21 protein-coding genes are annotated in these 20,704 nt (G+C 71.2%); 15 read left to right on the forward strand and 6 right to left on the reverse strand.

Translation table 11 applies throughout. The annotated features are described in order from the left end of the window. Positions 1-74: 74 nt before the first annotated feature. From urtA to urtE, 5 genes are all read left to right on the forward strand, one after another. Positions 75-1,319 (forward strand): urea ABC transporter substrate-binding protein, encoded by a 1,245-nt coding sequence (urtA, locus tag OG598_RS08625; protein WP_328653916.1) that lies wholly within the window; start codon positions 75-77, stop codon positions 1,317-1,319. 75 nt (positions 1,320-1,394) lie between these two features. Next, positions 1,395-2,282 (forward strand): urea ABC transporter permease subunit UrtB, encoded by an 888-nt coding sequence (urtB, locus tag OG598_RS08630; RefSeq protein WP_112605839.1) that lies wholly within the window; start codon positions 1,395-1,397, stop codon positions 2,280-2,282. After that, complete coding sequence (gene urtC, locus OG598_RS08635) at positions 2,279-3,466, forward strand: urea ABC transporter permease subunit UrtC (RefSeq protein ID WP_328653917.1); 1,188 nt, start codon at positions 2,279-2,281, stop codon at positions 3,464-3,466. The genes urtB and urtC overlap by 4 nt, the downstream gene beginning before the upstream one ends. After that, on the forward strand, positions 3,463-4,239 hold the full coding sequence (gene urtD, locus OG598_RS08640) for an urea ABC transporter ATP-binding protein UrtD (RefSeq protein WP_328653918.1): 777 nt from the start codon (positions 3,463-3,465) through the stop codon (positions 4,237-4,239). Before urtC ends, urtD begins: the two co-directional genes overlap by 4 nt. Further along, entirely contained in the window at positions 4,239-4,931 is a 693-nt protein-coding gene (gene urtE / locus OG598_RS08645) for an urea ABC transporter ATP-binding subunit UrtE (RefSeq protein ID WP_328653919.1), read from the forward strand. Before urtD ends, urtE begins: the two co-directional genes overlap by 1 nt. A gap of 15 nt (positions 4,932-4,946) precedes the next feature. Here urtE and OG598_RS08650 read toward each other — a convergent pair whose 3' ends face one another. After that, a complete protein-coding gene (locus tag OG598_RS08650; protein ID WP_328653920.1) occupies positions 4,947-5,981 on the reverse strand; it encodes a LacI family DNA-binding transcriptional regulator in 1,035 nt (344 codons plus the stop codon). Between the two features lie 133 nt (positions 5,982-6,114). On the opposite strand from OG598_RS08650, the gene OG598_RS08655 reads away from it, so the two are divergent. From OG598_RS08655 to OG598_RS08680, 6 genes are all read left to right on the forward strand, one after another. Continuing rightward, positions 6,115-7,062, forward strand: coding sequence for a LamG-like jellyroll fold domain-containing protein (locus OG598_RS08655; protein WP_328653921.1), 948 nt, complete (start codon positions 6,115-6,117; stop codon positions 7,060-7,062). Between the two features lie 36 nt (positions 7,063-7,098). Beyond that, positions 7,099-9,201: a PQQ-dependent sugar dehydrogenase gene (locus tag OG598_RS08660; RefSeq protein WP_328653922.1), complete on the forward strand. Its 2,103-nt coding sequence runs from the start codon at positions 7,099-7,101 to the stop codon at positions 9,199-9,201. A gap of 101 nt (positions 9,202-9,302) precedes the next feature. Next, a complete protein-coding gene (locus OG598_RS08665; protein WP_112589888.1) occupies positions 9,303-9,773 on the forward strand; it encodes a molybdenum cofactor biosysynthesis protein in 471 nt (156 codons plus the stop codon). A gap of 96 nt (positions 9,774-9,869) precedes the next feature. Continuing rightward, positions 9,870-10,568, forward strand: coding sequence for a nucleotidyltransferase domain-containing protein (locus OG598_RS08670; protein ID WP_328653923.1), 699 nt, complete (start codon positions 9,870-9,872; stop codon positions 10,566-10,568). A gap of 20 nt (positions 10,569-10,588) precedes the next feature. Beyond that, on the forward strand, positions 10,589-11,347 hold the full coding sequence (locus OG598_RS08675; RefSeq protein WP_328655293.1) for a nucleotidyltransferase domain-containing protein: 759 nt from the start codon (positions 10,589-10,591) through the stop codon (positions 11,345-11,347). A 109-nt stretch (positions 11,348-11,456) separates the two neighbouring features. Beyond that, entirely contained in the window at positions 11,457-11,984 is a 528-nt protein-coding gene (locus tag OG598_RS08680; RefSeq protein WP_328653924.1) for a hypothetical protein, read from the forward strand. A 1-nt stretch (position 11,985) separates the two neighbouring features. On the opposite strand, the gene OG598_RS08685 is transcribed toward OG598_RS08680, so the two are convergent. The 3 genes from OG598_RS08685 to OG598_RS08695 form a co-directional block, all read right to left on the reverse strand. Then, entirely contained in the window at positions 11,986-12,363 is a 378-nt protein-coding gene (locus tag OG598_RS08685) for a nuclear transport factor 2 family protein (protein WP_328653925.1), read from the reverse strand. Positions 12,364-12,468: 105 nt separating this feature from the next. Then, positions 12,469-12,888, reverse strand: coding sequence for an ATP-binding protein (locus tag OG598_RS08690; RefSeq protein WP_124858214.1), 420 nt, complete (start codon positions 12,886-12,888; stop codon positions 12,469-12,471). 229 nt (positions 12,889-13,117) lie between these two features. Beyond that, on the reverse strand, positions 13,118-13,450 hold the full coding sequence (locus tag OG598_RS08695; protein ID WP_328653926.1) for a nuclear transport factor 2 family protein: 333 nt from the start codon (positions 13,448-13,450) through the stop codon (positions 13,118-13,120). Positions 13,451-13,631: 181 nt separating this feature from the next. On the opposite strand from OG598_RS08695, the gene OG598_RS08700 reads away from it, so the two are divergent. Both OG598_RS08700 and OG598_RS08705 read left to right on the forward strand, forming a co-directional pair. Next, positions 13,632-14,018: a DUF2267 domain-containing protein gene (locus OG598_RS08700; protein WP_328653927.1), complete on the forward strand. Its 387-nt coding sequence runs from the start codon at positions 13,632-13,634 to the stop codon at positions 14,016-14,018. 174 nt (positions 14,019-14,192) lie between these two features. Next, a complete protein-coding gene (locus OG598_RS08705) occupies positions 14,193-15,152 on the forward strand; it encodes a hypothetical protein (protein WP_328655294.1) in 960 nt (319 codons plus the stop codon). Positions 15,153-15,225: 73 nt separating this feature from the next. Here the strand turns inward: OG598_RS08705 and OG598_RS08710 are convergent, their stop codons facing one another. After that, the gene (locus OG598_RS08710) at positions 15,226-17,631 is read right to left on the reverse strand and encodes a ricin-type beta-trefoil lectin domain protein (protein ID WP_328653928.1); all 2,406 of its coding nucleotides are present in this window, start codon (positions 17,629-17,631) and stop codon (positions 15,226-15,228) included. Positions 17,632-17,879: 248 nt separating this feature from the next. Further along, a complete protein-coding gene (locus tag OG598_RS08715) occupies positions 17,880-18,746 on the reverse strand; it encodes a copper resistance CopC family protein (protein ID WP_328653929.1) in 867 nt (288 codons plus the stop codon). Between the two features lie 103 nt (positions 18,747-18,849). Here OG598_RS08715 and OG598_RS08720 point away from each other — a divergent pair, with 103 nt between their 5' ends. Continuing rightward, entirely contained in the window at positions 18,850-19,326 is a 477-nt protein-coding gene (locus OG598_RS08720) for a hypothetical protein (RefSeq protein WP_328653930.1), read from the forward strand. A 5-nt stretch (positions 19,327-19,331) separates the two neighbouring features. Continuing rightward, positions 19,332-20,672 (forward strand): hypothetical protein, encoded by a 1,341-nt coding sequence (locus OG598_RS08725; protein WP_328653931.1) that lies wholly within the window; start codon positions 19,332-19,334, stop codon positions 20,670-20,672. The last annotated feature ends 32 nt before the right edge of the window (positions 20,673-20,704 follow it).

The raw sequence follows: 20,704 nt of genomic DNA on the forward strand, positions 1-20,704 counted from the left end.
GCACCGCCCACGTCAGCTCCATCGGACCGCACCGACCGTCCTTTCGCCACTTGAGTGCACCGCAGGGAGAGTAGATGTCATTATTCCGGGGCCGCCGCATCCTGGCGGGTGCCATGACCCTGGTCGCCGCGGCCGCGTTGACCGCGTGCGGCAGCAAGACCACCGACGAGGGCGGCGCGGCCGGCGTCACCGCCGACGTCTCCGGCGACACCGTCAAGGTGGGCCTGCTCAACTCGCTCTCCGGGACCATGGCGATCAGCGAGGTCACCGTCCGCGACTCCATCATGCTCGCCGTCGATGAGATCAACGCGGCCGGCGGCGTCCTCGGCAAGAAGATCCAGCCGGTCGGTGAGGACGGCGCCTCCGACTGGCCCACCTTCGCGGAGAAGGCCGAGAAGCTCATCTCCGAGGACCGGGTGGCGGCCGTCTTCGGCTGTTGGACGTCGGCCAGCCGCAAAGCGGTCAAGCCGGTGTTCGAGAAGAACAAGGCGTTGCTGTTCTACCCGGTGCAGTACGAGGGACTTGAGCAGTCGCCCTACATCTTCTACACCGGAGCGACGACCAACCAGCAGATCGTTCCCGGGCTGGACTACCTGAAGTCGCAGGGCGCGAAGTCGGTCTATCTGGTCGGTAGTGACTACGTCTTTCCGCGGACCGCCAACAAAATCATCAAGGCGTACGCGGCCGCGAACGGGATGACGGTGCTGGGTGAGGATTACGCGCCGTTGGGCTCCACCGAGTTCGGCACCATCGTCAACAAGGTCAAATCGTCCGGCGCGGACGCGGTGTTCAACACGCTCAACGGTGACAGCAACGTGGCCTTCTTCAAGGAGTACAAGTCGGCGGGTCTGAGCGCCGCCGCGATGCCGGTGGTGTCGGTGTCGATCGCCGAGGAAGAGGTCAAGGGCATCGGCACCCAGTACCTGGAGGGCCAGCTGACGGCCTGGAACTACTACCAGACCACCCCGGGTGCGGCGAACTCGAAGTTCGTGGCCGCGTACAAGGCGAAGTACGGCGCGGACAAGCCGACCAGCGACCCGATGGAGGCCGCGTACGTCGGCGTGCACCTGTGGAAGGCGATGGTCGAGAAGGCCGGCGCCTTCGACGTGGAGAAGGTCCGCTCCGCCTCGGACGGGATCACCTTCGACGCGCCGGAGGGTCTGGTCACCGTCGACGGCAAGACCCAGCACATCGCCAAGACCGCCCGGATCGGCAAGATCGGCGCGGACGGCCTGATCACCGAGGTGTGGAACTCGGGCAAGCCTGTCGCACCGGACCCGTACCTCAAGACCTACCCGTGGGCGAGCGGCCTGAGCTGACGACGCCGGCCCGGGCGGAACGCGTTGCCGCGCGCTCTGCCCGGGCCACCCGACCAGCAGTTCGGAGTACCCACCGTGACAGTCCTCTTCGGTCAACTCTTCACCGGCATCAGCATCGGCGCGGTGCTGCTGCTCATCGCGCTCGGCCTCGCGCTGACCTTCGGCCAGATGAACGTGATCAACATGGCGCACGGTGAGTTCATCATGGCCGGCGCGTACACGACCTACGTTCTGCAACAGAGCATCACCGGCGCGGGCCTGTCGCTGGCGGTCGCGCTGCCGGTGGCGTTCGTGGTCGCCGGCACCATGGGTGTCCTGCTGGAGGTGCTGCTCATCCGCCGGCTCTACGCCCGGCCACTGGACACCCTGCTGGTCACCTGGGGTGTGTCACTGATCCTGCAACAACTGGCCCGGGACATCTTCGGCAGCCCGAACGTGCAGACCCGCGCGCCCGAGCTGCTCACCGGCAACGTGGCGCTGCCCGGCGGGCTGACCATCGCCAACAACCGGCTGTTCATCCTGGCCCTGGCGCTGGCCGCCGTCGCGGCGCTCACCCTGGCGCTGCGACTCACCCCGCTCGGGCGTCGGATCCGCGCTGTGGTGCAGAACCGCGACCTCGCCGCCGTTTCCGGTATCGCCACCTCCCGGGTCGACCGGACGACCTTCTTCCTCGGCTCCGGCCTGGCCGGGCTCGCCGGGGTGGCCCTCACCCTGCTCGGCCCGATCGGCCCGACCATGGGCACCAACCTGATCATCGACGCCTTCCTGGTCGTCGTGGTCGGCGGGATCGGCCAGCTCAAGGGCAGTGTGATCGTCGCCTTCGCCCTCGGCGTGCTCCAGGCCACCGGGGAGTACCTGACCACCCTCAGCGTCGCCAAGGTGATCGTGTTCGTGGCGATCGTCGCGTTCCTCCAGTGGCGGCCACAGGGCCTGTTCACCCTGCGGACCAGGAGCCTCGCATGACAGCCGTCACCCCCGCGCCACCCGACACCGCCGTCCGCCCGGCGCCTGCCGGCGCCGTACCACCGGGCCGCCCCGCCGGCCGCTCACGGATGCGGACGCTGGCCGGCTTCGCCTTCGGCGCGGCGCTGCTGTTCGCCGTCGCCCCGCTGGTGTTGTCGGACTTCCGGCTGGCGTTGCTCGCCAAGTACCTCTGCGTCGCCATGGTCGCGGTCGGCATCGGGATCGCCTGGGGCCGGGGTGGGATGCTCACGCTCGGCCAGGGCGTCTTCTTCGGCCTCGGCGGCTACGCGATGGCCATGCACCTCAAGCTCGCCGACGCGGGTCCAGGTGGGATGCCCGACTTCATGCAGCTGTACGGGCAACTCGACGAGCTGCCGCTGTGGTGGCGGCCGTTCGCCAGCCCGTGGTTCGCGCTGCCCGCGACGGTGCTGCTGCCGATGATCGTCGCCTTCGGGCTCGGCTCGCTGGTCTTCCGTCGCCGGGTGCGCGGCGCGTACTTCGCCATCCTCAGTCAGGCGCTCGCCGCCGCGATGGTGATCCTGCTGATCGGCCAGCAGGGCACCACGGGTGGCACCAACGGGCTCACCGACATCAAGGGCTTCTTCGGCTACGACCTGGACGACCCGGTCAACCAGCGGATGGTGTACTTCATCATCGCCGGGACGCTGCTGGCGTTGCTCGCGCTGACCCGTCAGCTCATCCACAGCCGTTACGGCGAGTTGCTGGTGGCGGTCCGCGACGGTGAGGAACGGGTCCGCTTCCTGGGCTACGACCCGGCGTCGGTCAAGCTGGTGGCGTACGTGGTGGCGGCGGGCATGGCCGGGCTGGCCGGGGCGCTGTTCGTGCCGGCGGTGGGCATCATCTCGCCCGCGCTGATCGGCATCGTCCCGTCGATCGAGTTCGTCATCGGCGTCGCGGTGGGCGGCCGGGCGACACTGCTCGGGCCGGTGCTCGGCGCGGTGGCGGTGGCCTGGGCGCGTACCGCCCTCTCCGAGCGTTTCCCGGGCACCTGGACGTACCTGCAGGGGTTGCTCTTCGTGGTCGTGGTGGCGTTCCTTCCCGGCGGCCTGGCGTCGCTGTGGGCGTTGGCCCGCCGCCGCGACGTCTCCGCGCAGCCGCTGCGGCGCGGGTGGCTGTCACTGGGCCGACGACGCGCCGAACGGACGGAGGTGCCGGCGGCATGAGCGGCGAGCGGTTGGACGGGTTGTCCGTCCGTGACGTGCGGGTCAGCTTCGACGGTTTCACCGCAGTGGACGGCGTCTCGTTGGAGGTGCCCGCCGGCGACATCCGGTTCCTGATCGGGCCGAACGGCGCCGGCAAGACCACACTGGTCGACGCGATCACCGGCCTGGTCAAGGCCACCGGCTCGGTCCGGTTCGGTGACGAGGAACTGCTCGGCCGGCCGGTGCACCGGATCAGTCGGCTCGGCATCGGGCGAACCTTCCAGACCTCGACGGTCTTCGAGGAGCTGTCGGTGTTGCAGAACCTCGACATCGCGGCGGGCGCCCGGCGCAGCTGGGCGACCCTGGCCCGCCGTCGCCGGGGTGTGCCCGACGAGATCGCCGCCGCGCTGGAGACCATTGGTCTGGCCGAGCGGGCCGCGGACCTTGCCGGGACGCTCGCGCACGGCCAGAAGCAGTGGCTGGAGATCGGCATGCTGCTGGTGCAGGACGCGCGGCTGCTGCTGCTGGACGAGCCGGTCGCCGGGATGAGCCACGAGGAACGCGACGCCACCGGCGCTCTGCTGGAGTTGGTGAGCCGGGATCGCACCGTCGTCGTGATCGAGCACGACATGGACTTCCTGCGTCGGTTCGCGCGCAGCGTCACAGTGCTGCACGCCGGCCGGGTGCTCAGCGAGGGCACTGTCGCGCAGGTCCAGGCGGACCCGCGCGTGCAGGAGGTCTACCTTGGCCACCCGGTCGACGCCGGGTCGGCCCGCACTGGCCTGGAGGCATGATGCTGACGCTGCGTGGGGTGCACGCCGGGTACGGGCGTTCTCGGGTGCTGCACGGGGTCGATCTGGCTGTCCCGCCCGACGGGGTGGCCGCCGTGCTCGGGCACAACGGGGCCGGCAAGAGCACGCTGCTGCGGGTCGCGGCCGGGCTGCTGCGCCCGAGTGCCGGCACCGTCGAGCTGGACGGCGAGGACGTCACCCGCGCCGGGCCGCACGAGCGGGTGGCGCGGGGGATGGCGTACGTCCCGCAGGGTCAGCAGTGCTTTCCGCACCTGACCGCGGCGGAGAACCTGCGGCTGGTCGCCGACGGCCGGCGCGACGGGGCGGTGGCCACCGCGGAGGTGCTGGACCTGTTTCCGGCGTTGCGCCCGTTGCTGCGCCGTCGGGCCGGGCTGCTCTCCGGCGGACAGCGCCAGCAGCTGGCCATCGCCCGCGCCCTGATCACCCGGCCCCGGCTGCTGATGCTCGACGAGCCGACCGAGGGCATCCAGCCGTCGGTGGTCGCGGAGATCCAGGAGCGGATCGTGGAGCTGACCCGGCAGTCCGGGTTCAGTGTGCTGCTCGTCGAGCAGCACCTGGGCTTCGCGCTGCGGGTGGCGGACCGTTACCACGTGCTGGAGTCCGGTCGGGTCACCTCGCACGGCGACGGGGGTGTGACGGCGGAGCGGGACGTCCGGGCGGCGTTGGCGGTCTGATCGGCGCGGCGTCGGTCAGGTCCTCGGCGCGGGCCCGGTCGAGTCGCGGACGACCAGCAGGTGCCCGGTCGGGCGGCGGCGAGGACGTGTCGTGCGCGGCTTGAGCGCGAGGGTGAGTGCCGTGCGGCCCATCTCGGTCATCGGCAGGCGGATGGTGGTGAGGCTGGGTGCCAGGTCGGCCGCCACGGAGACGTCGTCGAAGCCGACCACTGACATCCGCGCGGGCACCGGCACGCGGCGGGACCGCAACGTCGACAGCACGCCCATGGCCATCACGTCGTTGAGCGCGATGATCGCCGTCGTCTCGGGATGCTCGTTGAGGATCTGCTCGGCGGCGGCGCGTCCACCGCTGCGGGTGAAGTCGCTGTGCACGACGACGAGGTCGGCGGGAGACCCACCGCGCTGCCGCAGGGCCGACGACACTCCGGCCAGCCGGTCGGCGACGGTGGTGAGGCCGGCGCTGCCCGCGGCGACAGCGATCCGCCGGTGGCCGAGATCCATCAGGTGCTGGGCGAGCGCGTGGCCACCGGCCTCGTTGTCCGGCAGGACGGCGTCGACGCCGAGCGCGTGTCGTCCGATGGCCGCGGCCCGGCCGCCGTGGTCCTGGAACGCGGCCAGCTCGGCGCGGGCCGCGCTCTCCATCCGGGGGTCGTCGTAGCCGGAACCGCTGATCAGGACGATGCCGACCCGTTGGGCGATCAGGTGGCGCAGCTGTTGCAGCTCGTAGTCGGGGTCGCGCCCGGACTGGCAGATCTGCACCAGCAGCCCCTGCTCGGCGGCGAGCTGGATGACCCCGGCGGCGATCTCGGAGAAGTACGGGTCGTCGACCTGGTGGACGATCAACCCGACCGTGGAGGTGGCCCCACTGGCCAGGGTGCGGGCGTACGGGTTGGCCACGTAGCCCAGCTCACGGGCGATCTGCCGGATCCGGTCGGCAACCTCGGCGCTGACCCCTTCGCGGCCGGCGAGCGCTCGGGAGGCGGTCGCCAGCGAGACGGCGGCGTGTTCGGCGACGTCCACGAGGCGCGGCCGCCGGCTGGCCCTGGGCATCCGCAATCCTCCGGAAACATTCATGCCACCCGATCTGTTGCGAGCGGCATCGATCGAAGCCTAGGGTACGTAAGCGCTTACGTAAGCGCTTACGTGACCGGCATCCGGCATGCCGCGAAACGAGGTGACAGCCATGTCCAGGGCCCGACGAGCGGCCGTCTCCCTCCTGGCGATCGGCGCACTGACCGGCGCCAGCGCGCCACCGGCGCAGGCGGATCGCAGCATCCCGTCCGACGTCCACCCGGCGCTGCGCGCGCACCTGGTCGCCGCGTACGACTTCGACCACCCGGTGCCCGGCGACCCCGCCCTGGAACGCGACCAGGGGCGTTCCGGCACCGAGATCGAGCTGATCAACGGCGGTGCCGCCATGCGGGTGCCGGACCGCGCCTACCGGGGCAGCCGCAACGCGGTGCAGACCCGGCAGGTCAGTCCCACCGTCGCCGGCAACGACGACTGGAAGGCCGGCACCTGGTCGGCCAGCGGGGTGCGGACACTGCGTCCCTTCAGCGCCACCGCCGGCACCACGGTCATGGGCTGGTTCAAGCTGAACATGGACAGCCCGCTGCCCAACTCCACCACCGCCGACCCGGACGACAGGTACAACGCGATCGGGCTGGCCGGAGTACTGACCGGCGACTCCGACGGCCACGGCGTGCGCGCCCTGCTGGAGCTGATCGACGTCGACGGGGAGTTGCGTCTCGTCGCGCTCGGCCGGCGGCTCGACGGCGGCAACTCACAGACCTTCGCCGCCACCCGGGACTGGCGCGAGCTGCTGCCGGTGGGGGAGTGGGTGCACCTGGCCGCCACCTTCGACTTCACCACCGGCGCGCTCGCCCTCTATCGCGACGGCGAACCGGTGGACGGCTTCTACACCCGCGCAGACGACCCGTGGCTGGTGTCCGGGCCGGGCCCTCACGTGACCACCGCGTCCGACCCCCGGGGCATCAAGATCGGTGGCAGCTTCCCCCAGGACACCCTGGAACGCAACCCGTGCGACTGCCGGATGGACGGCCTGATGTTCCTCGACAGTGTGGTCTCCGCGAACGACGTGCGGAGGCAGTACCGCCACCTTGCCCGCTGACACCCTCGGCACCGTCCCACCGAGAAGGAGACACGCGTGCGCACCCTGCACCGCCGCGCCGGCACACGCCGCCGGCCCACACTGAGGGCCGGCCTCACCGCCCTCGTGCTGATCCTGTCCACACTGGTCGCCACGCCCGCGCGGGCCGCCGACGCGGTTTACGACCCGATCCCTGACATGCCGGTCCAGTCCCGACTCGGGCTGGTCCTCAGCGAGTACGCCAGCTTCCCGCAGTCGTACCCCACCCCGGCGCCGACCGACGCGCGGCTCATGCGTACCGCGCGGATCAACACCATCATGGAGGTGCCCGACGGCTCCGGCCGGCGGGCGGTGCCCGACCTCAACGGCAGCCTCTACCTCGTCGAGGGCGGCGTGCCGCACGTCTACCTGGACGTGGCCGCGACGTTCGCGCCGCGGTTCTTCTCCGGGCGAGGGCTCGGCCAGGGCTTCGGGTACGTCGCGTTCCACCCCGAGTTCGGTGCCAACGGGCGGTTCTACACCATCCACACCGAGTTGGCGTCGACGACGACTGTCACCCCGGACTACGCCCAGCCCAACGCGCTCTTCCACGGCGTCATCACCGAGTGGACGGCGACCGATCCGGCCGCCGCCACCTTCGCCGGCACGCACCGGGAGGTGCTGCGCATCGGCTTCGGCGGCCAGGTACACGGCATCCAGGAGATCAACTTCAACCCCACTGCCACGCGCCACGACCGCGACTACGGCCTGCTGTACCTGGCCGTCGGCGACGGTGGCCAGGGCGCCCGCAACACCGACCCACAGAACCTGGCCCTGCCCCACGGCAAGTTGCTGCGGATCGAGCCCCGGGGCACCAACTCCGCGAACGGGCGCTACGGCATCCCGGCCGGGAACCCGTTCGTCGGCCGGGCCGGCGCGCTCGGCGAGCTCTACGCAGTGGGTTTCCGGGACCCGCACCGGTTCAGCTGGGACCGGGCGACCGGCCGGATGTACCTCGGGCACATCGGTGAACACGCCGTCGAGGCCATCTACGAGGTCCGCGCCGGGGACAACTTCGGCTGGAGCGAGCGCGAGGGCTCCTTCGTCTTCGACAAGACGGCCACGAACCCCTGCGATCGGCTGCTCCCGCTGCCCGCCGACGACGACACATACGGCTACACCTACCCGGTCGCCGCGTACGACCACGACCCTGCCGCCGGTTGGAACTGCACCGACGACGTCGGTGTCGCGGTGGCCGGCGGCTTCGTCTACCGGGGGCGGGCGCTGCCCGCGCTGCGCGGCAAGTACGTCTTCGGCGACCTGGTCGACGGCCGGGTGCTCTACACCGAGGCCAACGAGATGCGCCGGGGCCGGGACCTGGCCACGATCCACCAGCTCGCGCTCTTCGACGCGGCGGGCAACCCGGTCCGGATGCGCGACCTGTCCGCACCGGGCGCGCCGGGCGACCCCAACCGGGTGGACCTGCGCTTCGGCACCGACGCCGCCGGTGAGCTCTACGTCGTCGCGAAGGCCAACGGAAAGGTCTGGAAGGTGACCGGTACCCGGGAGTTCGCCAGCGGTGACGTCGGGGACGTCACAGTCCGCCGCACCACGGGAGCCGCGAACTGGGCGCCGGTGACGCCGGCGAAGTGGCAGTTCACCGGCGACCAGGTCATCCTGGCCGAGGCCGGGGAGAGCCGGCCGGGCCCGCGCCGACCCTTCGAGTACGCAGTGCTGACCAACGGCCCGGCGTGGTCGTCGGTGCAGGTCGACGCCCAGGTACGACTCGACACGCCGGTGGAGGTCACCAACCGGGACGTGATCATCGTGTTCGGATGGCGCTCGGACACCGAGTTCTACTACGCCCACCTCTCCACCGACAACACGATCTATCCGCACAACGGCATCTTCAAGGTGAACAACGCCGACCGGGAACGCATCGACCACCAGTGGAACGGCCGCTCCCGGGGCGCCAACCCGGCGATCACCGACGCCAGGTGGCACCGCGTCCGGGTGGTGCACCTGCCGGCCACCGGCGAGATCGCCGTCTACGTCGACGGGCACCGGGACCCGCTGCTGACCGCGAAGGACACCACGTTCGGCTCGGGACGGGTCGGCTTCGGCTCGTTCGACAACGTGGGCCGACTGCGCAACCTGACCGTCACCGGCACGCCGGCCTGAACCGGGGCGCGGTGGGGACGGCGACGCTCACGCCGCCGTCCCCACCGGCTCATCCGTCGACCTGCCCCGGCGGGCCCGGTCCGGTTCGTAGAATTCCTGCCATGCCGGAGATCGTCGAGTTGCTGGCCTCGCCCGTGCACCGCTTCCTGGGCCGGCCCGCCGACGGCCCGGCCCCGGCACCGCCCGGTGAGTTGGTCGACGCCGTCCGGATCCGGGCCGGTCTCGGCATCGTCGGCGACCGGTACTTCGGCCAGCAGGCACACCGCGACGCCAGCGTCACGGTCATCGCCCAGGAGTCGCTGCCGGTCGGCATCGGCCTGGCCGAGGTGCGGCGCAACATCCTCACCACCGGGATCGCCGTGGACGAGTTGATCGGCAGAGTGCTGGTGCTGGACTCCGGCGACGGCCCGGTCAGCCTGCGGGTCAACCGGGCGGCCCGACCGTGCGCCTGGATGGACGTCACCGTCGGCCCGGGGACGTGGAAGGCGCTGCGCACCACCGGCGGCATCCGCTGCACGCCCCTCAACGACGGCACCCTGCGCGTCGGCGCGATCGACGCCGTCGTGAGCTGAGGAAAGGGCTCGACGTCAGCACTCCCGGACCGGCATGGTGTGCACCGGACAACGGCCGCCCGGCGGTCGGCGCAACGTTCGGGGGAGGCGGCGGCAGTGGAGCACGCACTGACGGATCAGCTGGTCGACGACCACACGATCTTGCAGGTGGTCGTCGGTTCCCGCGCGTTCGGGCTGTCCGGTGCGGCCTCGGACACCGACCGACGCGGGGTGTACGCCCTGCCGGCCTCCGCGTTCTGGGGGCTGCGGAAACCCGCGCGCCATCACGACGGGCCTCTCGACGAGCAGGTGCGGTGGGAGGTGGAGCGGGTCTGCACGCTCGGGCTGGCGGCGAATCCCACGGTCCTGGAGGTGCTGCACTCCCCGCTGGTCGAGACGTGCACCCCGCTGGGCGTGGAACTGCGGGCGCTCACGCCGGCCTTCTTGTCCCGGCGGGTGGCCGACACCTACCTGCGGTACGCCACCGCCCAGTTCGGCAAGGCCGAGCGGGGGATCGCCCGCGCCGGCGTTCCGGCGTGGCGGCACGTGATGCACCTGATCCGACTGCTGACGGCCGGGGGTGACCTGGTCCGCACCGGCCGTCTGGTGCTGGACGTGGGCGCCGACCGGGACCGTCTGCTGGCGATCAAGGCCGGTGAGGTGCCCTGGGCCGAGATCGTCGCCTGGCGGGACCGGCTGGTGAGCCGGATGACGGCGGACCTGGCCACCAGCCCGCTACCCGACCAGCCCGACGAGGTCACCGTCGAACAGTGGTTGATCTCCGTCCGGGATCGCTCCGTGCGGTGCTCGGCGTGACGGCCTGGGAGGCCGCGGGGCTGCCGGCCGGCGTCGACCTCGCGGGCATCGTCGCCGAGCAGCGGCACCCGCTGGTGTTCGCCACCGTCTCCGGCGCCCACCTGTACGGGTTTCCGTCCACGGACTCGGACGTCGACCTGCGCGGCGCGCACCTGCTTCCGGTCGAGGACCTGATCGGGCTGGCGCAGCCGACCGAGACCCACACGGTCATGACCGACCGCGAGGGCGTGGAGCTGGACCTGGTCACCCACGACCTGCGCAAGTTCGTCCGGCTGATGCTGCGGCGCAACGGCTACGTGCTCGAACAGCTGCTGTCGCCGCTGGTGGTGCGCACCACCGCGGTGCACACCATGTTGGTCGAGCTGGCACCGCTGGTGCTGACCCGGCACCACGCGCACCACTACCGCGGCTTCGCCGCCACCCAGCGGCGGCTGTTCGACACGACCGGCGAGCTGAAACCGCTGCTCTACGCCTTCCGGGCGTTGCTCACCGGCGTCCATCTGATGCGCACCGGTCGGATGCTGGCGCACCTGCCGAGCCTGCTGGTCGCCGAGGCCGCGCCGGCGTACCTTCCGGAGTTGATCGCGGCGAAGCGGTCCGCCGAACACGGCGGGCTCGACGGCCTGGTCGCGGGCCCGGTCCTCGGCCGGGATCTCGCCGAGCTGGCGTCGCGGCTCGACGAGGCGCAGCGCGACAGCCGACTGCCGGAGCAACCCGCCGGATCGGCGCAGCTCGACGATCTGGTGGTGACGGCAAGGCTGGCGGATTCGGCGAGGTGACGCTCTGACGCGCCGGTGCGTGGTAGAACCAAACCGCGCATCGGCTCGCAGGTCTCCGGGCAGCCGGGGCAATGCCGGACGGGACCTCATCCGAAACAGAGGTGGTGCGTTGAACCTCGAGCTGCGGCAGCTCATCGAGGAGCTGCGGGCTGAGCTGGCCGATGTGCCGGACAGCCTGGCCTACGCCGAGTTCGGCGAGGGGGCGGCCATCGACGCCGTACCGGCGGGGCTCCCGGCCGACCTGCGGGACCTCCTGCTGGTGGCCGACGGGCTGCGGGCGGGTCGGGTCGAGCTGGCGTCCTCGTCGACCCTCGCGGGGGTGCAGTACCACCTGGACTACGCGCCGGACTTCTCGTCCATTCCGCAGGACCGGGCGGGCTGGCTGGTGGTCGGCGTCCGCAGCGACGAGCCCATCTTCATGGATCGTGGCACGGGAGCGATCTGGTACTTCCCACCCACCGGCACCGAGTGGTTCATGTCCGACGCGTTCGAGGAGCTCGCCCCCGACGTGGAATCCTTCGTGGACTACTACCTGCTCGGGCCGGGCTACGCCGACCTGACCCCCGCCGACGACCGGTGGTTCGCGTTCCTCGACGAGCAGGGCCTGCTCGACGAGGACGATGAGGACGGCAGTTGAGTCAGACCGGGCTGATGTGTGCGGCCAGAACCCGCCAGCCGTGCGGGTCGTCGTGGACCCACGTCCGGGTGTAGCGCAGCCGCGCCGCGAACGGCGCCCCCTCGGAAGAGCCGGACACCCGGCCCAGGAAGAACGTCACCCCCGTCTTGCCGACGACGAGCAGGTCCAGCTCCTCCTCCACCAACTCCTCGACGACCGTGCGGCGGTCCCGGTGGGCGGCCAGGTCATCCTGCTTGCTGTGGGTACGCCCGTCCGGGCCGATGGCGATCAGCTGGTCGACCAGCAGCTGATCGAGGGCGGCGACGTCACCGGCCCGTTGGGCGGCCTGCAGGGTGCGCTCGGCGTCGAGCAGCTCGGCCTCGCGTGCGCTGTCCGGCATCGTGGCGTCCTCCCGTTCTGATCCGACCCGGTGCCACCGTCGGCCCGGGCTGTCCGCATTGTGGCAGCCAACCTGGCCCGGGCGGGGATGGATCGCCGCCGACGTTCACAGACTCAGGCGAATCCGTACGACGGTCTCCCCGGGACTGGTGAGCACCGCTACCTCGTCACAGATCTGCTCCACGATAGCCAGCCCGCGACCCCGTACCGAGTCGGCGGCCGGCATGCTCCGGCCGAACGCCCGCGTCGGCCCCTGGTCGACCACGTCGCAGAACAGCTGACCCGGCTCGGCCCAGAGCCGTACCCAGCCGCCGCCGGTGGTGTGCTGCAACGTGTTGGTGGCCAGCTCGCTGACCGCCAGCGTCAACAGCTCCACCCGCTCGGCCGACAGGCCACGGGCCAGCGCCCCGGCGCTGACGAACGCGCGCAGCGCTCGTATGTCGGTCGCGACCTGATACGCCATGGTGTCCGCTGCGTGGGTGGGGACACTCTGCTCGGCCACGGTCTCCCGTCGCTCGCCGGGCATCAGCCCGCCCGGTGCGGCTGCCCGGCCAGCGGCACCGCGTTCCGCGCGGGTGTCGTGGGCGTGCGAGCCTCGAAGTGCGCCATCGGGCAGCCGGAACCCTTCTCGTAGCGACAGCTGGTGTCGCCACATCATGTCACCCGCTGCCCTCTTGGCTGTCTCGTCCGTTCGGCGGTTGATCACCTACGGGCGGGCCCGACCAGCCTCGCGGCCCCGGCAGCGGGACTCGCCGTCAGGGACGGATGTCCAGGGCGCCGATCAGCCCGTCGCGCAGCGTGAACCGGTACCGCAGCTCGATCGGGCTGCCGGGGAAGTCACCGGACACCCGGGTGATGGCCAGGTACGAGTCGCCGGCCTGCGACGTGACCCGGACCGGCTCCGCGGTGTACGCGTAGGCGTCCATCGTCTTCTGCCGCCAGGCGCGGATCGAGGCCCGCCCGTCGTACAGCCGATCCTCGTCGGCGACACTCGCGGTGTCCGCGAAGCAGGCGACGAACGCGTCCAGGTCCCGGTCGTTGACGGCCCGGAAGTAGCTGTCGATCACGTCGGGCAGGTCGAGGGCCATCTGCTCCTCCTGCGGCACGGGCCGCCGTCGGGCAGCCGTCGGGTTCCCGGTCCGACCTCACCGTACGAGAAGCCGACGGCACCGCGCGGAGCAACCAGCAGAACCATCCCCGCTGCGGCCGCCGGGTTTGCCGCCGGTGGGCCCGGGTAGCCACGCGTTTCCGAAAGCGAAGGGCGGGGGCATGGCCGAGCTGGCGTTCGTCGACAAGGTTGCGGCACGGGCGGGTCTCCCGCCGGAGCAGGCGCGCCCGCTCACCGAGGCGGTCCTGCGGACCCTCACCGAGCGGCTCAGCGGCGGGGAGGCGGGCGCGTTGGCTCCCCACCTGGCCGCCGAGCTGAGCCCGCTGCTGATCAAGGCCGCCGAGCCGCCGGAAACGTTCGGCTACGACGAGTTCCTGCGCCGGGTGGCCGACCGCGCCGGGATCGACCGGCCGGCCGCCGAGCGCGGCACGCGCGCGGTGCTCCAGACGATGCACCGTGTGGTCGGGCACCGGGAGTTCGAGGACGCCCTGGCCCAACTCCCGGCGGACCTGCGGGCACTGGCGCAACCGCTGCCGCACGGCCCCTGACCGACGCCCCCAACCGCCGCGCGCCTCGGGCGTCGGTGACCGTTCGGTCCCTGGCGCGCCGCCACGACACCGGATCTACTGTGCGTTACCGATCGAACGCGCAGTGGTGGTGGTCCCGCGCCCGTCCGCCGGGTCGTCGCCGCTCCGATCCGAGGAGCGTCCCCCTTGGCGTCCATGGTGTCCCCGCGTCCCCTGTTGACCGCAGCGACGACCATCGTCGTGCTGATCACCCTCGCTCCCGCTCCCGCCACCGCGTCACCGCACAGCTATCGGGTCGTCGACCTCGGCACCCTGAGCGGGGGTGACGGCGCTGCGACGGCGATGAACGACCGCGGCGACATCGTCGGCTGGAGCACCGTCGCCAGCGGCGCCCGGCACGCCGTGCTCTGGCACCACGGTGTCATCACCGACCTGGGCGTGCTGCCGGGCGACACGGATTCCAGCGCCGTGGACGTCAACGAGTTCGGTGACGTGGCGATCACCTCGTTCGGCTCGGACTACCTGACCCGTGCGGTGCTCTGGCGCGACGGTCAGCTCCACGACCTGGGCACCCTGGGCGGGGAGAACAGCGTGGCCATCGGCGTCAACGACCGGCGGCAGGTGCTCGGCACCAGCGAACCGGCCGGCGAGATGCCGCACCGCTTCGTGTGGCGCAACGGTGTCTTCACCGACCTGGGCCTGGAGTACTTCTACGAGTTCACCGCCGACTTCAACAACGCGGGTGACGTGGTGGGCGGGTTCAACGTGCCGCCGCAGGACTATCCGTGCACCTGCGTCGGCGGTCTCCTGCGCAACGGCGTCTTCACCCAGATCGGCAGCGAGGCCATCGGGGTCAACAATCGGGGCCAGGTGGTGGGCGCGGCGAACGGGCGGGCGTTCCGCTGGCAGAACGGGACGTTGACCGACCTCGGCACGCTCGGTGGCTACTGGAGCCGCGCCACCGCGATCAACGACCGGGGCGCGGTGGTGGGCCAGAGCACCACCACAGCGGCGTGGCGCCCGTTCCTCTGGCGCAACGGGGTGATGACCGACCTGACCGCCCGGGGCGTGTCGGAGACCGACTCGATCGAGGACATCAACATCCGGGGCCACCTCGTCGGCGCCCGGGGGAACCGGCCGGTGCTGTTCCGCTGAGCGGAGATCGTCGCGCCGCGAACGGCCGGGCGCGGCCTGACCCGCCGGTCAGACCGCGCCCCTTCGTCCGAGGTCAGCCGGTTACCCCGCTGCTGACCACCCACTTCTGGTGTGCGCCGCCCGCGTACGTGCCGAGTTGGATCTGGGTGCGGTCGGCGCTGCTACCGCCTGCGGCCTCCATGACCTTGCCGGACTGCGGGTTGCGGATCGACCCGTCGGCCTGCGGCTGCCAGACCTGCGCGCCGGTGCCGTTGCAGGTCCAGAGCTGGATCTTCGTGCCGTTGGCGGTGCCGGCGTTGTCGATGTCCAGGCACTTGCCCAGCACCCGGTACGTGTCGCCGACCTTCGTCCACGACTGCGCGGCGGTGCCGTTGCACGTGTAGAGCTGGATCTTCGTGCCGTCGGCGGTACCGGAGTTGTCGACGTCCAGGCACTTGCCGCCGACGCCGGTGATGGTGCCGCCGGTCGGCGGCGGGGGACTGCCCGGGATCGAGTTGAGCGTGTACCACGCCTCGGTGCTCCACAGAGACTCGCCGCTGGCGGAGGTGAACGGGCGCGGCGAGCGCAGGTGCACCACCCGGCCGGCCTTGCGACCAGGCACCGTGAGGCTGACCTTCTTGCCGTCCGCCGAGACGGTGGCCGAGGTGACGGTCAGCGTCTCCTCGTCGATCTTCGGCCCGCCGTAGTTCGACGTCGCCACGTACCTCCACTGCTTGAGCTTGTAGCGCGCGGCCAGCTCGGCGGCGGTCGCCGTCGAGACGGGCTGGGTGTACTCCACCTCGAAGCCGGTAGTGGTGGCGCGCATCGCGAGCATCTCGAACGTGGTGGCGGTGTTCGGGGTGAGCTTCTGCAGGCCGTACGAGAGCTTGCCGGTCTGCCCCCAGTTGCCGCCCGCGCCGAGCCCGCCGACGTAGATCGCGCCGTCCGGGCCGACGTTGACCTCGGAGACGCCCGCCTCCAAGCCCTGGGTGAGCCGGAACAGCGCGCCCTGGTACTCGCCGTTGACCTTCTCCACATTCGCCCGTTGCAGGCCGCCGTAGGTCACGTCGCCGATGACGAACTGGCCGGCGTAGCGACCGCTGGTCAGGTAGAGCGGCGTGCTGGGCGAGTTGGCGATCTCGTTCTGCGGCATCCAGAGCACCGGCTGCGTGACAGCAGCGGTGTCGAACGGGCCGGCCGGGTTCGTGAAGTGGTTGAAGAACCGGCCCTGCTTGACGTGCACCAGCTTCGACGAGGGCAGCCAGCCGCCCTGGTTGTCGGTGACGAAGATGCCGCCCTCCGGGCCCCAGCCGATGCCGTGTGGCGTACGCAGGCCGCCGGCGACGTAGCTCACCGCGCCGGTGTCCTTGTTGACCTTGAGGGTGGTGCCCCGGTTGGTAGCGGGCTGCGGGTTGGTGGTGGCGCCGCCGGAGTTGATCGACACCGACAGGTTCAGGTAGAAGAACCCGTCCTGGTAGAGCAGGCCGAACGCGAACTCGTGGAAGTTGCCGCCGTACGGCCAGGTGGCGACGGTCTCCAGACGCTCGGCCACCTCGTCACCGCCGGTGTTCACCAGCCGGGTCAACCGCTGCTTCTCGGTCACGTAGACCACCCCGTCGACGACCTTGAGCCCCATCGGTTCCTTGAGGCCGCCGGCGATCTTCTTGGTGGTCACGTTGCCCGGGGCTGTCGATCCGCCGGTGTTGCCGAGGATCCAGACCTCGCCGTCCTGGGAGGTGCCGGACTGGTCGCTGCCGCCCCAGGTGCTGATGACCAGTCGGCCGTCGGCCAGCCAGTCCATGCCGGTGACCTTCGGCTGGAAGCCGCTGGGCCGCAGGTTGGTCAGTGTGTAGCCGGGGTGTACGCCGGTCAGCGGCAGGCCGTCACCGGGGGTGTCGGAGACGCCCTCGCACTCCTTGCGTCCGGGTGCGGTCACCCGGACCACGCCGGCGTCGGTGCTCAGCGCCGAGTTCGGTACGACCACGAAGGTCGACGAACCGGGAGTCTTCCACTCCAGGGTGATCTGCTGCCCGCCCCCACGCTCGAAGTGGTCGATACGCAGCGGGTGAAGGCCGGCGGTGAGGGTGACGGTGCCCTCCTTCGGCGGGGTCGCGCCGTGCAGGCCGTCATGGTTGATCACCACCGCGTTGTCGATCGACAGCTTGGAGCCGTCGTCGCTGCTGAGCCGGAAGGTGTAGCTGCCGGCCTGGGTGGTGGTGATGTTGCCGAGCACCTGCGAGACGAAGTTGTCCTCGAAGCCGAAGTCGGCCGCCGAGGTCCAGTTGACTGTGGACATCAGCTTGTCCACGTTCGGGGTCTGGGCGGGCTTGAGCGTGCACAACTCGGACAGCGGCACCTGCACGTCGAAGACGCGCAGCGTGACGCCCGGTTCCTGCGCGGGGGCGGCGTTGGCGGGGACGGCCCAGAGACCGGCGGCGAGGACGAGTGTCAGCGCACCCAGGACGGGATGGTGGAGTCGGCGTAGCAGGCGTGTGCCCATCGTTCCTCCAGGAGGCAGTGGAGTGTCCGACGGCCGGCGTGGATCAGCGGTGAGGACGACCGTCGGCCCGGCTCCGTAACGTCCTCGACGCCGACGAGTGACGTTGCGGAAACACCGGGTGGATGGCTCGGAACATTAAGGTGTTTCGATTGGACTGTCCATGGCTTCGCCTCGATACATCAAAAGTTTCCAATGCCCGTGCGAAAGTTCACGACGGTACGCGAAGAATGCCCGGCTATTGCGACTGTCTACCGCCGTCCGCGCCGCGCCGGACCGCCGGTCCGATTGCCGGACTTCCGAGTCGGGTTGGTAGACGTACGGGTTGCGGCTCTGCCCCGGCCCGCGCCGCCGGCGGATCGCCTATCCACAGTGGAAGCTCGGCTCGTCGCCGGCCGACGACGGGCCGCCACCAGCACGATCGCCGAGACCACGACGACGATCAGGGCCGGGACCAGCCAGGCCGGAAACCCGCCGCCGCGTTGCTCCTGCGTGGCACCGGCCGGCGCGCTCGCCGCAGCGCCGGTAGGGGCGACCGGGCTGCCGGTGGTCCCGGAGCTGGTCGATCCCTCGCCCTCGGCCTGGGCGAGCAGCGCCGGATCCGGCCCCGCCGTGGGCGCCGACCAGCCCGCCGGGGCCGGCGTGCCCGGGCCCTGGTAGTCGAAGGCCACCTCGCCCCGCACCGCCTCACCGTCCGAGGCGACCGAGAGGTAACTGGCGGTGTAGCGGCCCTTCGCCGGCCAGTGCGCGACGGTAACCATGGCCGGGAAGCCGGTGTGGTACAGCCTCGGCTCGAACACGCCGTTGACCATGAAGTACTCGGTGACCGGCTTGTCCAGCCGCTTCGGTTCACCGTAGGACCACCCGTTGTCCACTCGCGACCCGTCCGGACCGCTGATGGCGAAGTGCGCGTTGGACGCGGGCTTCTCGGTGAAGTACAACGCCAACCGGGTCAGCGGCTCGCGTACGACAGTGCCCTTCAGTGGGGTGGAGGTCGCCAGCTGGCCGTGCGCGGACGCCGGGGTGACCGGCAGCAGCAGCGACACCACCACCGTCGCCGCCAGCGCCGCCGCGACACGACTCAGGACCTTACGCACAGTGACGAGCTTCGATCGCATTCGTTCATCATGGTCATTTCCCCGGCACCGAACAAGACGTAGAGTTCTCCTCCCCGACGATCAACCCGACACCCGTCCCCCTCGCGTCGTTCGGAGTCCGCCCGTGTTCGTCAGTACCCCCGCCGCCCGGACCGCCGCCACCCTCGCCACCGCCACCGTCGCCGCCCTGCTCCTCGCCGGTTGCGGGCACGACGACGACCCCTCGGTGGCCACCCCCTCGACGACGCCCACGTCCGTCGCCCCGTCGAGCGCCACCCCCACCGCGCCGACCCCGACGGCCACCAGCACGCCCAGCGCCTCCGCCAGCACCACCGCCGTGGACCAACAGATCACCGTCACCATCGCGAAGAAGCGGGTCGATCCGCCCACCGGACGGGTCACCGTCAGTAAGGGCCAGCTGGTCCGGATCACCGTCACCTCCGACGTGGCCGACGAACTGCACGTGCACGGCTACGACCTGGGCGCCCGACTGCCGGCCGGCACGCCCGGCTCGGTGGAGTTCCGCGCCGACAAGACCGGGCTGTTCGAGGTGGAGACGCACGAGTCCGAGCTGGTGCTCTTCCAGCTCGTCGTCCGCTGAACGACATGACGGCCGCTCCCACGCTGCTGGCACACGGCGTCGGTGGCCGCCAGGACCTGCCGATCACACTGCCGCAGCTCGTCGCCGCCGCCGCGCTCACCCTCGTCGTCACGTTCGTGGCGCTGGGCCTGCTCTGGCGCGAACCTCGGCTCGACCGGGACGCCACCGGCGGTCGGCCGGCGCCGCGGTGGCTCGCCCGACTCGTCGACGCGCCCGCGTTGCGGTGGACGCTGCGCGGGCTCGGCCTGCTCGCCGCCGCCTGGTTCTGCCTCGGTCTGCTGGGCGGCCCGGACACCGCTGACAACCCCACAGCCGGCGCGCTCTACGTGCTGCTCTGGGTCGGGCTGGCTCCGCTGTCGCTGCTGCTCGGCCCGATCTGGCGGGCGGTCAACCCGCTGCGCACCGTGCACCTGCTCGCGGCGCTGGCGGCGCGGCGCGACCCGAACCGGGGGCTTCGTGAGCTGCCCGACAGCGTCGGCTGGTGGCCGGCCGCCGCCACGCTGTTCGGGTTCGTCTGGCTGGAACTGGTCGCCCCCGACCGGGCCACCCTGCCGGTCATCACCGCCTGGCTGGTCGGGTACGCGGTGATCCTGCTGGCCGGCGCGGTGCTGTTCGGCGCCGGCTGGTTCGACCACGCCGACCCGTTCGAGGCGTACAGCACAGTGATCGGTCACCTCGCCCCGCTCGGCCGGGCCGCCGATGGCGTGCTGGTCTGGCGCAACCCGCTCGACGGGATCGCCGGCCTGCGACCCCGCCCCGGGCTGGTCGCCGTGGTGATCGTGCTGCTCGGCTCGACAATGTACGACAGCCTCTCCAACGCGCCGGGCTGGTTGCGATTCAGCCAGGAGAACGGCCTGCACCCGGCGGTCACCGGCAGCGCCGGTCTGAGCCTCGTCATCGCCGCTGTCGCGGTGGCGTACCTCGCCGCCACCGGTGCCGCGGCGCGCATCGGTCGCGCCGGTACGGCCGAGACCCGCGGAGTGCCGGGCGAGATTGCCCACTCCATCGTGCCGATCGCTGTGGGGTACGTGGTAGCGCACTACTACTCGCTGCTGATCCTGGAGGGCCAGCGCACTGTCGCGTTGCTCTCCGACCCCCTGGGCACCGGTGCCAACTGGCTCGGCACCGCCGACTGGGAGCCGCGGACCGCGCTGATCACGCCCTCGGGGGTGGCGACCCTCCAGATCACCGTCATCATCCTCGGGCACCTGCTCGGCACGCTGCTCGCCCACGACCGCGCCCTGTACCTGTTCCCCCGGGCCCGGGCGGTGGCCGGCCAACTACCCCTGCTGGCACTGATGGTCGCCTACACCGTCGCCGGCCTGCTGCTGCTCTACGCGGGGTAGCCCCGCCCGGCGCTGGCCCGTGCGCCATGATG

This window comes from Micromonospora sp. NBC_00330 (assembly GCF_036136635.1).
Classification (GTDB): Bacteria; Actinomycetota; Actinomycetes; order Mycobacteriales; family Micromonosporaceae; genus Micromonospora; species Micromonospora salmantinae.